The organism is Paenarthrobacter sp. Z7-10, from assembly GCF_026932795.1.
Taxonomy (GTDB): domain Bacteria; phylum Actinomycetota; class Actinomycetes; order Actinomycetales; family Micrococcaceae; genus Arthrobacter_M.
The window spans coordinates 1-12,892 of the sequence record NZ_JADPVH010000035.1 but is presented as its reverse complement, the minus strand read 5'-3'; the positions used below and the strand labels follow the sequence as shown (position 1 = coordinate 12,892).

General features: G+C 64.2%; 11 protein-coding genes and 1 pseudogene. 11 read left to right on the top strand and 1 reads right to left on the bottom strand.

Translation table 11 applies throughout. From position 1 onward, the window contains the following. The first annotated feature begins 57 nt into the window (after window positions 1–57). Entirely contained in the window at window positions 58–252 is a 195-nt protein-coding gene (locus tag IV498_RS11630; RefSeq protein WP_269046784.1) for a hypothetical protein, read from the top strand. 59 nt (window positions 253–311) lie between these two features. On the opposite strand, the gene IV498_RS11625 is transcribed toward IV498_RS11630, so the two are convergent. After that, window positions 312–1,013, bottom strand: a complete 702-nt coding sequence (locus IV498_RS11625) for a FadR/GntR family transcriptional regulator (RefSeq protein WP_269046782.1) — start codon at window positions 1,011–1,013, stop codon at window positions 312–314. 165 nt (window positions 1,014–1,178) lie between these two features. Here IV498_RS11625 and IV498_RS11620 point away from each other — a divergent pair. The 10 genes and pseudogenes from IV498_RS11620 (at window position 1,179) to IV498_RS11575 (ending at window position 12,181) form a co-directional block, all read left to right on the top strand. Then, window positions 1,179–2,618 (top strand): annotated as a pseudogene (locus tag IV498_RS11620) (four-carbon acid sugar kinase family protein). A 25-nt stretch (window positions 2,619–2,643) separates the two neighbouring features. Then, a complete protein-coding gene (locus IV498_RS11615) occupies window positions 2,644–3,609 on the top strand; it encodes an NAD(P)-dependent oxidoreductase (protein WP_269046781.1) in 966 nt (321 codons plus the stop codon). A 179-nt stretch (window positions 3,610–3,788) separates the two neighbouring features. After that, window positions 3,789–4,478: a GntR family transcriptional regulator gene (locus IV498_RS11610; protein ID WP_269046779.1), complete on the top strand. Its 690-nt coding sequence runs from the start codon at window positions 3,789–3,791 to the stop codon at window positions 4,476–4,478. Between the two features lie 132 nt (window positions 4,479–4,610). Beyond that, entirely contained in the window at window positions 4,611–5,627 is a 1,017-nt protein-coding gene (locus tag IV498_RS11605) for a sugar phosphate isomerase/epimerase family protein (RefSeq protein WP_269046777.1), read from the top strand. A 40-nt stretch (window positions 5,628–5,667) separates the two neighbouring features. Beyond that, the gene (locus IV498_RS11600) at window positions 5,668–7,395 is read left to right on the top strand and encodes a dihydroxyacetone kinase family protein (protein ID WP_269046775.1); all 1,728 of its coding nucleotides are present in this window, start codon (window positions 5,668–5,670) and stop codon (window positions 7,393–7,395) included. Beyond that, window positions 7,392–7,904: a ribose-5-phosphate isomerase gene (locus IV498_RS11595; RefSeq protein ID WP_269046773.1), complete on the top strand. Its 513-nt coding sequence runs from the start codon at window positions 7,392–7,394 to the stop codon at window positions 7,902–7,904. The genes IV498_RS11600 and IV498_RS11595 overlap by 4 nt, the downstream gene beginning before the upstream one ends. 4 nt (window positions 7,905–7,908) lie before the next feature. Then, window positions 7,909–8,859 (top strand): 3-hydroxyacyl-CoA dehydrogenase family protein, encoded by a 951-nt coding sequence (locus tag IV498_RS11590; RefSeq protein ID WP_269046771.1) that lies wholly within the window; start codon window positions 7,909–7,911, stop codon window positions 8,857–8,859. Between the two features lie 87 nt (window positions 8,860–8,946). Beyond that, window positions 8,947–9,714 carry an SDR family NAD(P)-dependent oxidoreductase gene (locus IV498_RS11585; protein ID WP_269046769.1) on the top strand — a complete coding sequence of 256 codons (768 nt, stop codon included), beginning with the start codon at window positions 8,947–8,949 and terminating at the stop codon, window positions 9,712–9,714. 230 nt (window positions 9,715–9,944) lie between these two features. Next, complete coding sequence (locus tag IV498_RS11580) at window positions 9,945–11,282, top strand: MFS transporter (RefSeq protein ID WP_269046767.1); 1,338 nt, start codon at window positions 9,945–9,947, stop codon at window positions 11,280–11,282. Between the two features lie 26 nt (window positions 11,283–11,308). After that, window positions 11,309–12,181 (top strand): triose-phosphate isomerase family protein, encoded by an 873-nt coding sequence (locus IV498_RS11575; RefSeq protein WP_269046766.1) that lies wholly within the window; start codon window positions 11,309–11,311, stop codon window positions 12,179–12,181. Window positions 12,182–12,892 lie beyond the last annotated feature (711 nt).

The following is a 12,892-nucleotide window of genomic DNA, read 5'->3' as shown; positions in this document are numbered from 1 at the left end:
AGTACAGCGCACGATCAGTAAAGTCAGCACTGGAACAGCTTGAGGAAGGGTGAATTGATGGAAACGGAGAACGAGTCCGGCGAGCAGGAACGGCGGCACAGCGAGGCGCCGGCAGAGGGCAATGGCGATCAGGAGCCGGGCAACAGCCGCTCCCATCCCCAGTCGCCGGCCGAGGGTGAGGACGACGACGGCACCGAGACAGCGGACGAGGGTCCGTCGGTGTCCGGCCCGGAGCCTTCCGGAGGCAGTTAAGATCCCGTCTTAAAGTGCTGTGCTCCAGAATCAAGTTGCCTAAAGCGGTTTGCCGGAAACTAGGGGTGCAGCAGGTAGCTCCGTAGGTCGTTTAACGTCTCGGTCATATGGTCGTCCATGGCTCGGCGGGCGCTTTCCGCATTGGCCTCGGCTAAGGCCCGGACAATGTCTGCGTGCGCGGCGATGGCGTGACTTTGGATCTGCACGACGGCGGAGGTCTGGGCCCGTCGTGCGGCAAGAACGCGCGACAGCGGTTCGAACAGGACTGCCACAAACACATTGCCGGAGGCATGCAGGATGATGTCGTGGAAGGCCAGATCCGCCCGTACGAAGCTGTCGACGTCGTTGTTTCGGTGCGCGTCGGTCATTGCCGTCAGCTGTTCGCGCAGATCGTCCAGTTCGGCCTTGGAGATGCGCTCGCCTGCCAGTTCCGCCGCACCGGTTTCGAGCATCCGGCGAAGTTCGATGAGTTGGATGGCAGCGCTCGCATCATTCCCGCGCGCCGACGATGCGCGCAGCACAGCCTCCAGGGAAGTCCAGCGCGCAACCGGGTTCACGAAGGTACCCCGGCCCTGCTCGACGCTGAGCACCTGCTGGGCTTCCAAGGTCTTGATCGCCTCGCGGAGGGTCATCCGGCTGACCTGGTGCCGGGCGGTCAGTTCTGCTTCCCCTGGCAGCAGCGCCCCGGGCGGAAACTCGCCGCCGATGATGCTTGCCAGCAGGTCCTCGGCCACTCTGCTGGCCAGCGATTGACGGACCACCGGCTCTCTCCTCCTGGCTTGCGTTGACGCTTCCTGCACTGAACTGCAACACTAGCAGTCAGACATAAGACGTCTGACCTTTTCGCCCCTCGACGCGATGTCCAGCTCATCCCGACATCGCCCTTGACGCATCATTTCGACGCCGCTCTGAGATCGGAAGTTCCCGTGGAAGTTGAAACAGACCTGCTGGCGCGTTTTCCAGCCGAAACCGCCGTAGATCCGGCGGCCGTCGCCGCCTCCGTGGCCGCGGCTGAACGGGTGTTGGTGGTGCTCGACGACGACCCCACCGGCACGCAGTCCGTCGCGGACCTTCCGGTGCTCACCCGCTGGGAGGCCGAGGACTTCCGGTGGGCCTTCACCCATGAGGTTGACGGCCGAACCGCCCCGGCGGTCTAGGTGCTGACCAACAGCCGCAGCCTCGACCCTGCGGAGGCCGCGACCCGGAACCGGGAGGTGGTCAGCAGCGCGCTCGCCGCCGCCGACGAGACCGGAACGGTGCTCGCGTTCGTCAGCCGCAGTGATTCCACGCTGCGCGGACACTACCCGCTTGAGCCGGACGTGATCGCAGCAACCCTACGCGAGGTGGCCGGCCAGGACACGGATGGGGTGGTGATTGTCCCCGCCTTTCCGGACGCCGGACGGATCACCATCGGCGGCGTGCATTACATGCGCACCCCAACCGGACTGATGCCGGTGGCGGAGACGGAGTTCGCCAAGGACGCCAGCTTCGGCTTTGTGAACTCAGAGCTGGCCCGGTACGTCGAAGAAAAATCGGCCGGCCGGTTTAAAGCCGCCGATGTGACAGTTCTCGATCTGTCCATCGTGCGCGGGAGAGCCGCCGGCATCGCGGATGCGCTGGATGAGGTGTCGGACAGCGGGCCGATCGTGGTCGACATTGTCACCGAAAACGACCTGCGGGCACTCGCGCTGGGCTTGGCCGAAGCCGAACGCCGGGGCAAGAAGCTGCTGTATCGGGTGGGCCCACCGTTCGTACGTGCCCGCATAGGTCAACAGGAGCGTGCACCCCTGACCGGGACGGAGGCATTTGCCGAAATTACGCCCGCTCCCGGTGGTGGCCTCGTCGTCGTCGGCTCTCACGTTGGCCTGACCAGCCGCCAGCTGAAGGTGCTGACGGACCAGCAGGCGCGGGCGCAAACCGTCGAGATCCAGGTTGAGGCGCTGCTGGATCCCATCCGCTCGGCCGCGCACGTCGCCGCCATCGTGGCCAGGGTGGTGGAGGCGCTCGCGGACCGGGACGTCATCCTGCACACCAGTCGGCTGCTGATCAGCGCCGGGGACGCCGCCGAAAGCCTGCGGATCGCCCGCACCGTCTCAGCCGCCGTCGTCGATGTGGTCCGCCGGACGCTGGCGCAACGGCCGCCGCGCTTTGTCATCGCCAAGGGAGGCATTACCTCCTCCGACGTCGCAGCTTCCGGGCTGGAGATACGGCATGGCATGGTCCGCGGCCCCATGCTGCCCGGAATTGTCTCGCTGTGGGAACCCGTGGACGGGCCGGCGAAGGGAATTCCTTATGTGGTTTTCGCCGGCAACGTGGGCGACGACGGATCCCTCGCCGAGGTATTCAGCAAACTCAGCAACTTTTAACCCTGCAAACAGCGGAGGAACCGACATGTCGGATATTTCAGAACAACCAGCCGGGGCCATCGGACGCCAGGCGGGCTATACCGTAGCCGTCCTGGGACTGGGCGCCATGGGTCTGCCAATGGCCACCCGCCTGACCGGCGCGCTCGCCGTTCATGGCTTCGATATTGCCCAAAATCGCCTGGACCTGGCGGCTGCTGCCGGCGTGCGCTGCTTCGATACCTCCCGCGCCGCGGCGGAGGGAGCGGACGCCGTGCTGCTCGCGGTGCGAAACGGCGAGCAGTTGCAGGACGTGCTCTTCGGACCCGACGGCGTCGCCCCGGTGTTGTCCCAGGGCGCCGTCGTGGTGCTGACCAGCACCGTCGGGACCGAGGCTATCCCAGCCACGGTGCAGCGCCTGGCTGAATTCGGCGTGGATCTGGTGGACGCTCCGCTGTCCGGCGGACCAGTCCGGGCCGGGAACGGTGACCTGCTGATAGTGGTGGGTGCAGAACCGCAGGCGCTGGCCCGCGCGCGGCCGGTGCTGGAGCGGCTCGCGTCCACCCTGACAGTGGTGGGAGAGCGCGCCGGGGACGGCCAGGCGCTCAAGACGGTCAATCAGCTGCTGTGCGGCATCCACATCGCCGCCGGCGCCGAGGCTCTGGCGCTGGCGGATGCACTGGGGTTGGATGCTGCCCGCACGCTGGAAGCCCTTGAAGCCGGGGCCGCCGGGTCCTTCATGCTCTCCAACCGCGGTCCACGAATGCTGCAAGCGTACAGCGAGGACGGAGCCGAGGTGCTGAGCCGGCTGGACATCTTCGTCAAGGACATGGGCATCGTGGGCCGGGCGACCCGCGCGGCCGGGCTTCCGTCTCCGGTGGCGGCAGCCGCCGAACAGCTGTATCTGCTGGGCCAGAGCCAGGGATTAGCTGCGGCCGACGACTCGGCGGTGATCCGGGTGCTGGCCCCCACAGCACGGACACCCCAAACCGGCGCCACTGGTTCGGGTGGCTGAAACCGGCGCCACTGGTTCGGGTGGCTGAAACCGGCGCCACTGGTTCGGGTGGCTGAAACCGGCGCCACTGGTTCGGGTGGCTGAAACCGGCGCCAATGGTTCGGGTGGCTGAAACCGGCGCCAATGGTTCGGGTGGCTGAAACCGGAGCGGGCGGATCGGAACCCTATAGGATTTACTCATGCCTGCAAAAACCGGAAAGCCGCCAGTCATCAGCCGCCAGGTCCTGGCCGACCACGTGTACCAAGAGGTTCTTGTTGCCCTGATGGACGGGCGGTTGGAGGCTGGCCGCGGCATCAGCATTGACGGTCTGGCAAGGGATCTCGATGTCTCCCCGACTCCGGTCCGCGAGGCTCTGGCCCGGCTGGAGGCGACCGGAATGGTCCGCCGCGTGGCTCTGAAGGGCTACCGGGTGGCGCCATTGTTCAGTTCCGAGGATCTCGCCGAGCTGATGGATGCGCGTCTGGTAATCGAGCCGGTCAACGCCCTGCGTGCCTGCGAGCGTCGTACACCGGAACTGAACCAGGCATTGGAACAGTCCATCACTGACCTGAAGAATGCTCCCCGCGGGGCGTCCTTCGCCGAGTTCCGTGACTACTGGGAAGCCGATGAACGCTTCCATCAGCTGATCGCGGAAAACGCCGGCAACCAGTTCATCCTGTCCGCCTTCAACTCGCTGGGCGGGCAGATCCAGCGGTTCAGATTTTTCAGCGGCCTGGGCGTGACAGATGCCGAATGCGCCATCGAGGAACACGCCGCGATCCTGCAGGCCTTCGCCGCGGGAAACCCGGCCCTCGCCCAGGAAGCGATGGTCGCACACCTGACCGGGGTCAAGAAGCGCGCACTGCTCGACGTGGTGGAGCACGCCTAACCATCGCCTGAGCCGCCCCGGCGGAACGCGGAGCCGCCGTCCGCCGCCGGCAATGAATAACCAGTGACTCTTGACACATGCCTCATATCGGTGAATCCTATAGGAAAGAGGATCAACGCGATGGAGTGAAGTATGTCTGAGATCGTTTCCAAGTACACGGCGGGGGATTGGCCCATTTCGGCGGCCTTGCTGCAGTTCCCCGGCACCGATCCGCAGGGCAGGCCGGTCAACGATTCCGAGGCATCCCACTGGCAGGCCGTGTTCGCTGAAGTTGCGGATGCCGGCTTCGCCAACGCCGACCTGACGGACAGCTGGGTCAGGCCCGGCGATTTGTCCGAGGAGCGGCGTGACGAGCTCAAGCTGGCCGCCGACAACGCCGGAACCGGCATTCCGGTTATCTCGGCGATCCGCCGCAGCGTGATCGACGTGCAGAACTGGGAGGAGAACCTGGCCTACAGCCACCGCACGCTGGATGCCGCGGCGCGGTTGGGCTGCGAGGTCGTTTCCTTCGGACTGCATCAGGCGCTGACCGCCGAGCAACGCAAACAGCTGTGGTTCTGGACCGTCGAAGGACACAAGGACCCGATTGGAGACAAAGAGGTTTGGGGTAAGGCCGTCTCCCGGCTGCAGGAACTGGGCAAGCATGCGGCGGAAATTGGCCTGCTGATGTCGCTGGAACTGTACGAGGATACTTACCTTGGCAGCGCCGATTCGTCCGTCCATTTGGTGCAGGACATCGACATGGCCAACGTGGGTCTGAATCCGGACGTGGGGAACCTGATCCGGCTGCATCGTCCCATCGAGGCTTGGCAGGATGTGGTCAACAAGACGCTGCCGTACGCCAATTACTGGCATGTGAAGAACTACTCCCGGGATGAAGATCAGGCGCGCGGGCACTACACCGCCGTCCCGGCGCCGATGGAAAGTGGTCTGATTAATTACCGCGAGGCCTTCCGGACCGCCATCTCGGTCGGATTCCAGGGCATCATCTGCACCGAGCACTATGGCGGCGACGGCCTCAGCGTCTCGGCCAGCAACCAGGCCTATCTGCGTAACAGGGTGCTGCCCAAGACCAGTGACTACGCCCTGGGCACCAGCAAAGTCGCCCAACGCCGGCAGCAGCCTGTTCCCGCAGCGCATTCCGTGTGAGAACCCGGCACTGACTCCGCATCAGGACTTTTGAGGAATTATGACGTCAATATTTGATGATCCCGCCGCCTTCTCCGATGAGGCACTTGACGGCTTCGTCGCGGCCAATCGGGCCTACGTGGCACGAGTGGACGGCGGCGTGATCCGCTCAACCGAGATGGACGCCGGCCAGGTCGCCCTGGTCATTGGTGGAGGTTCCGGGCACTACCCGGCCTTCGCCGGTCTGGTGGGTACCGGTCTCGCGGCGGCCGCCGCCTGCGGCAACTTGTTTGCCTCGCCGGCGGCCGGCCAGGTCTACCGAGTGGCCAAAGCCGCACAGCTGGGCGGGGGAGTGCTGCTGTGCTTCGGCAACTACGCCGGCGACGTGCTGCACTTTGGCCAGGCACAGCAGCGGCTCAACGCCGCGGGCATCGAGACCCGCACGGTGGTGGTGAGCGATGACATCGCCAGCGCGCCGATCGACCGATTGGACCAGCGCCGGGGCATCGCTGGCGACCTGACGGTGTTTAAAGTCGCCGGGGCGGCAGCTGAGGCAGGCCTGCCGCTGGGTGAGGTGGAGCGGCTGGCCATTCGGACCAACTACCGGACGCGTTCGCTGGGAGTTGCCTTCGCCGGCTGCACCTTGCCGGGGGCATCCGAACCGCTCTTCACCGTTCCGGAGGGAAAGATGTCGCTGGGACTGGGCATCCACGGTGAGCCCGGCATTTCTGAGCACGACCTGCCCTCCGCCTCCGAGCTGGCGCAGCTGCTGGTCGACAAGCTGCTCCAAGATAAGCCCGACGACGCCGGCACCCGCGTAGTGCCGATCCTCAATGGCCTGGGAACGGTCAAGTATGACGAGTTGTTCCTGCTGTACGGAAAAATCGAAAAACTGCTGATCGCCGCCGGACTGGATGTCGTGGAACCCGAATGCGGGGAGCTGGTAACCAGTCTGGACATGTCCGGACTCTCGTTGACCTTGCTGTGGCTGGACCAGGAAATTGCCGGTTTCTGGGCAGCGCCGGCGGATAGTCCCGCTTACCGCAAGGGCAACCTCACGGCGCGGGCCCAGCGGGACACCCGGCAGCTGAGCGAGGCTGCCGAAGCCGCGGAGCAAGGCACGGAGGACGCCATCCGGGTGGGCCATCTAGCCGTGCAGGCCCTCGAGACCGTGCGGGCTGTCGTCGTCGAGCATGAGGACGCGCTGGGCAAGCTGGACGCCATTGCCGGCGACGGTGATCACGGGATCGGCATGCGCCGTGGCGCCGATGCGGCCGCTGATGCGGCGTGTGCCGCAGCGGGTACGGGCGTGCGCAACATACTCACCCGCGCCGGTGAGGCCTGGAGCGAAAAGGCTGGCGGCACCTCGGGTGCGCTGTGGGGGACGGCCGTGATTGCCGCCGGCAATGCCCTCGGCAACAAGGACAGCTACACCTCCGCCGATGCCGCCGCAGGCGTCGAGGCGTTCGCCATGGCCGTCACCGAACTGGGCCGGGCCGAGCTCGGGGACAAAACCATGGTCGATGCGCTGCTGCCCTTCGCGCGCAGCTTCCGCAGCGAGCTCGACGGCGGGGCGGACGCGGCACATGCGCTGACGAAGGCCGCGCAGGCCGCCACCGAGGCCGCAGGCAATACGGCGGAATTGAGTCCCAAAAAGGGCCGCGCACGGCCTTTGGCGGCAAAAAGCCTTGGCCACCCGGACCCCGGCGCGGTGTCCTTTGGCCTGATCGCCGAGGGCGTCGCCGCCACCTTTGAATCGGAAGTAACTGAAACAGGAGCATCACTATGACCGCAGTCAGCACGCCCGGATGGCGCATCGTCATCGGCAACGACGAGGCCGGGGTGGAGTACAAGACCGCACTGCTGGCCCTCCTGCAGGCGGACGAACGGGTCGCCTCCGTGCAGGACATCGGCGTAGCGGCCAACGATTCAACCGCCTACCCGCACCTGGCTGTCGCGGCGGCTCGCAAAATAGCTGCCGGCGAAGCCGACCGCGCCGTGCTGATCTGCGGCACCGGACTGGGTGTGGCCATCTCGGCCAACAAGGTACCCGGCATCAGGGCGGTGACCGCCCACGACAGCTACTCGGTTGAGCGCTCCGTACTCAGCAATGACGCCCAGGTGCTCACCATGGGACAGCGCGTGATCGGCCTCGAACTGGCCAAGCGGCTGGTCCACGAATGGCTCGGATACCGCTTCGACCCCAGCTCATCCTCCGCGGCCAAAGTGGACGCGATCTGCTCCTATGAGCCGGACATGACCAGCACGCAGCCGCCGACAGCATCGAAAGAGAGCTAAGACAATGAGCAGGAATATTGCAGTAATCGGTTCAGGCTACATGGGCGGCGGCATTGCCCAGGTGCTTGCCTTGGCCGGTGCCCGGGTGGCCCTGGCCGACGTCAGCGCCGAGGTGGCCGAGCAAAACTTCAACCGGCTCATTGCCGAGTCGAGGGACTTTGTGCGGGACGGCCTGTTTCCGGAAGGAGCCACCGAAACGCTGGAAAAGAACCTGTGGCCCGCTGCAAGTCTGGCCGAAGCCGTGGCCGGCGCCGAATTCATCGAAGAGGCCGTGCCTGAGGTGCTGGCCATTAAGCGGGACACGCTCGCGCAAATCAGCGCCGCCGCACGCCCCGATGCCATTATCGGCTCGAACACCTCCACCATTTCGATCGGGGACATGGCAGACGCAGTGGCCAACCCGGGACGCTTCCTGGGCGTGCATTTTTCCAACCCATCGCCCTTCATTCCCGGCGTGGAAGTCATTCCACACGCCGGCACCGATGCCGCAACCATCACCGCCGCCTGCGAACTGGTGCACGAAGCCGGTAAGTCCACAGCCGTCGTGAAGGATGTCACTGGATTCGTACTCAACCGGCTGCAGTATGCGCTGTTCCACGAGGCCACCCAGCTGGTGGAAGACGGCACCGCCTCAGCGGAGGACATCGACACCCTGGTGCGCACCACCTTCGGATTCAGGCTGCCGTTCTTTGGCCCCTTCGCGATAGCGGACATGGCCGGCCTGGACGTTTACGACTTCTGCTACAAGTCACTGCAAACCGGATTCCCGGAGCGGTTCGCCACGCCGAAGATCCTCACCGATCTCGTCTCCGAAGGAAAGCTCGGGACCAAGACCGGTTCCGGTTTCCTCGATGTGCCGGCCGAGAGGATCCCGGAACTGATTGCCTACCGGAACAAGGCTTACGTACTGATGCAGAAGCTCATCGAAGATCTGGGCCCAGCACCCATCAAATAGCCCGCTGCGACCCGGCCCGCTTCGCCGCGAAAAATCATTCGGCATGAACCAACCAACATGAACCGAGCAATTGGAGAAGGAACCACAATGGGTGAATTTCCCACCGAACGCACCGTTATCGTCACCGGAGCCGTGTCTCCCCGCGGCATCGGCCGCGCCACCGTGAACTTTCTGGCCGAACAGGGCTGGAACATCGGCATCATCGATCTTGATGATGCTGCAAGTAAGGAACTGGCCGGCGAGTTGAGCGACAAGTACAGCATTAAGGCCGCTGGCGCCGGCGCCAACGTGGGGGACGAAGCATCCGTTCGTGCCGCCGTCGACCAGTTGGAAGCAGCCCTGCCACAGATCGTGGCGCTGGCCAATGTCGCGGGCGTCAGTTCGCCGGTGCCTTATCTGGAGCTGGACGCGGCCGAATGGGACCGGGTGCTGAACATCAATCTCAATGGCGTGCACTATGCCACCCGACGCGTGGCCGAAAGTATGGTCAAAAACGGCATTGGGCGGATTGTGAACATCTCCTCTGTGTCCGCCCAGCGCGGTGGCGGCACGTTCAGCAAGACACCGTACTCGGTGGCTAAGGCCGGCGTCATTGGCCTGACCCGTTCCGTGGCCCGCGAGCTCGGTCCCTTCAATGTCACCGTGAACGCCATCTCGCCTGGGCCCATTGACACCGACATTATGGGCGGAACGCTCAGCCAGGAACGCAAGGATGACCTGGTTAAAGACCTGGTGGTCAACCGGGTGGGCTCGACGCGGGACATCGCCGCCGCCATCGCCTTCCTGATCAGCGAAGACACAGGCTACATAACCGGCCAGACGCTTAATGTCGACGGCGGACTCTACATGCATTAAGGACCAGCTATGGCACCCGAACCAGCACCAAAATGGAGCCGCACCCGCCTGCTGTACCTAGCACTTGGCATAGTGGTGTGCGCCTTCGGCATCTACCTGATCGCCGGATCGCACTAAGCGTTATTCTCCCGCTTGACCAGCGCTGTCAATGGGGCTGTGGCACACCTTGCCTGCAGGTGCAGGCGATTTTCCATGCATCACCCCCCGCAATCACTCAAAGAGGAGTTTTGATGTCCATTCCAACATCCAAGGAGTTGTTGGCCCGGCCCGTGCTCAAGTCGGCCATCTCCAAGGCGGCGCGCCGGCTCATGCCGATGATCGTCATCCTGTATGTCGTGTCATTCCTGGACCGCACCAACGTCGGTTTTGCACAGGCGGCACTACATGCGGACAAGGGCGTAGGCGCCGGCGCTTTCGCCCTGGGCGCCGGGATCTTCTTCATCGGCTACGCCATTTTCGAAATTCCCAGCAACCTGCTGCTGCGCAAGGTCGGCGCCAAGATCTGGCTGGCCCGCATCGCCATTACCTGGGGAATTGTTGCCGCCTGCTTTGCCTTCATCCAAGGAGAGACCTCCTTCGTACTGCTGCGCTTCCTGCTGGGCGTGACCGAGGCGGGCCTCTTCCCCGGCATCATCATGTACCTGGCCGAGTGGTTCCCCAATAAAGTACGCGTGCAGATGTTCGCCATCTTCTACCTCGCCCAGCCGTTCTCGCAGATGATCGGCGGCCCGCTCTCCGGCTGGCTGATCAACATCGGCGACCAGATTCCCGGCGTCCACGGCTGGCAGGTCATGTTCTTCGTGGAGGGCGTCCTGGCTGTGCTGGCGGGCATTGCCTGCCTGTTCTTCCTGATCAACGGACCCGAGAACGCCAAATTCCTCAGCAAGGACGAAAAGTACGCCCTGAAGGAAGTCATGGCGCTGGAGGACAACGTCAAGGAGGAGACCGGGCCGCGGGGCATCCTGGCCGCGATGTCCAACGCCAAGGTCTGGTACTTCACCATCATCTACTTCTGCCTGCAGGTTGCTGTCTACGGCGTCACCTTCTACCTGCCGCAGCAGGTAGCGGAGCTGACCGGGCAAAAAGTCGGTATCCAGGTGGGTCTGCTGGTCGGCATCCCCTGGTTCTTCGGCATCTTTGCCTGCTACTACCTCGGCCGTGCCGCCCATACAGTCACCCGGCGCCGGAACCTCGGCACCGCGCTGTTCATCTCCACCGGTGTGTGCATCTTTGGATCAGCCTGGGCCGGCACCAACCACCTGCCGGTCCTGGGACTGATTTTCATCACCCTGGCCGTCTGCAGCTTCCTGGCCGTGGGACCGATTACCTGGTCCTATCCCACGGCATTCCTGACGGGTACGGCAGCCGCCGCTGGCATTGGCCTGATCAACTCCCTCGGTAACTTGGGCGGCTTCGTGGCCCCGATCCTGCGCACCGCGGTCAACGACATCGCCAATTCGCCCACCGGATCAGCCGGTGTCTATGCCCTTGGGGTACTGCCCTTCGTGGCGGCACTGATGATGTTCCTTACCAAAAAGTTCAGGAACAAGGCTGACGAACTGCTCTGACGCCGATCTAAGGAAATTGAAGAGATATGCTCCCCAGCTCCGCCGCCGCAGGCCGGACCGGAACCCGCTACATCGGCGTCAGCACCAAGATGTATCTCGGATACCAGGCCAGCCTGCGGTGGCTGCAAGAGATACGGAGCATCGTCCAGGCCCGTCCCGCCCTCGTGGCGGGCGGGCCTGTGCGGGTCTTCGTGATTCCATCATTTCCCGTGCTGGAAAGCGCCCACCGCATCCTGGATGGGGTGCCGGTACTCTTGGGCGCGCAAAACTGCGGTTGGAGTGCCGGTCCATTCACCGGCGAGACCAGCGCCAGCATGCTGGCCGAGATGGGCGTGCAGCTGGTCGAAATCGGCCATGCAGAACGGCGGGAACTGTTCGGTGAGGATGACGCCGTCATCGCCCGAAAAACAACGGCTGCCCTCGACTCCGGCATTACGCCGCTGCTGTGCATCGGCGAGCCGGAACGAATGACGCCGCCGGACGCGGCCCGATATTGCACCGCTCAGGTGCTGTCCGCCTTGGAATACCAGCAGCCAGCAGAGCCTCAGCCACCAAAGCCCCAATCACCGGAGCCCCAGCCGCCAGAGCCCCAGCCAACAGTGCCGAAGCCCCTTTCCCGAACCGCACAGCTCGGTTCGATGCTGCTGGCGTACGAGCCCATTTGGGCCATCGGGGCAACCGCCCCCGCGGATCCGGTCTACGTTAACGAGACCGTCAAGGCCCTGCGCGCACTCCTCCAGGAGCAGACAGGCACTGATGCGGTCATCATCTACGGCGGAAGTGCCGGACCCGGGCTCCTGCCACAACTCGGAGAGACGGATGGGCTCTTCCTCGGGCGGTTTGCCCACGATCCGGCCAATTTTGCAAAGGTTCTTGACGAGGCGCTGGCCAGTCATTGAATCGGATCCTGCGGGTACGTCTGACTGGCGCGCAGGGTGATCGATGGCTGGCACTTGGCCGCCAGGCGAGATGAATGCTGGCCCAATGTTTGCCAGATTCGACTGCCGGCACCTGACGGCAAAGCTGAGTGTTGGCCCGGTGTTCACCAGAATTGACTGCCATTTCGGGCTCCTGGGCACGGCTCCAGTCTCCTGACATCGAGCGTGTCTCTGGCCTGTGCACGGAACCAGCTCGGCGTTCACTCCACGGACTTGTATCTGGCCGTGGCGTTGTGCGTGACATTCGCTGCCCGTTTGCGGAGGGCGTTTTGGTGCGCGCGCCGGCTGCGAACAGCTCTGCTGTGGTGTTCGTGCAAGCGAACCGCTTTCGAGTCACCGGCGGCTCTTTCGCCGACTGCTTCGAAGACCTCTCTCGGGTTGTTGGTCAGGGGTGTGCCGGGTGGGGGTGGTGCGGTGGATTGGTAGGTGTGTCCGGTGGGGGTGCGGGTTTGGATGGTGTGTCGGGGGCCGGGTTGGGGTTGGGCTGACCAGCCGGGGGCTTCTTTTGCTTGGTTGCAGGCTTCGCTGGAGCGTCCCCGGTTTAGTGGACACGGTTGGGTTTGTCCGGGTTCCCGAGTGTAGGAGACTACTTTTATGGGTTCCACCCGCAGGAGCTTTACCGAGGAGTACAAGCGCGATGCTGTTGCGTTGATTACCGATGGTGGTTATACG

Excerpts from the sequence above, each read along its gene's own strand:
- IV498_RS11585 (WP_269046769.1), top strand. The coding sequence starts at position 8,947 with ATGGGTGAATTTCCCACCGAACGCACCGTTATCGTCACCGGAGCCGTG.
- IV498_RS11605 (WP_269046777.1), top strand. The coding sequence starts at position 4,611 with ATGTCTGAGATCGTTTCCAAGTACACGGCGGGGGATTGGCCCATTTCG.
- IV498_RS11595 (WP_269046773.1), top strand. The coding sequence starts at position 7,392 with ATGACCGCAGTCAGCACGCCCGGATGGCGCATCGTCATCGGCAACGAC.
- IV498_RS11630 (WP_269046784.1), top strand. The coding sequence starts at position 58 with ATGGAAACGGAGAACGAGTCCGGCGAGCAGGAACGGCGGCACAGCGAG.
- IV498_RS11600 (WP_269046775.1), top strand. The coding sequence starts at position 5,668 with ATGACGTCAATATTTGATGATCCCGCCGCCTTCTCCGATGAGGCACTT.
- IV498_RS11575 (WP_269046766.1), top strand. The coding sequence starts at position 11,309 with ATGCTCCCCAGCTCCGCCGCCGCAGGCCGGACCGGAACCCGCTACATC.
- IV498_RS11590 (WP_269046771.1), top strand. The coding sequence starts at position 7,909 with ATGAGCAGGAATATTGCAGTAATCGGTTCAGGCTACATGGGCGGCGGC.
- IV498_RS11580 (WP_269046767.1), top strand. The coding sequence starts at position 9,945 with ATGTCCATTCCAACATCCAAGGAGTTGTTGGCCCGGCCCGTGCTCAAG.
- IV498_RS11610 (WP_269046779.1), top strand. The coding sequence starts at position 3,789 with ATGCCTGCAAAAACCGGAAAGCCGCCAGTCATCAGCCGCCAGGTCCTG.
- IV498_RS11615 (WP_269046781.1), top strand. The coding sequence starts at position 2,644 with ATGTCGGATATTTCAGAACAACCAGCCGGGGCCATCGGACGCCAGGCG.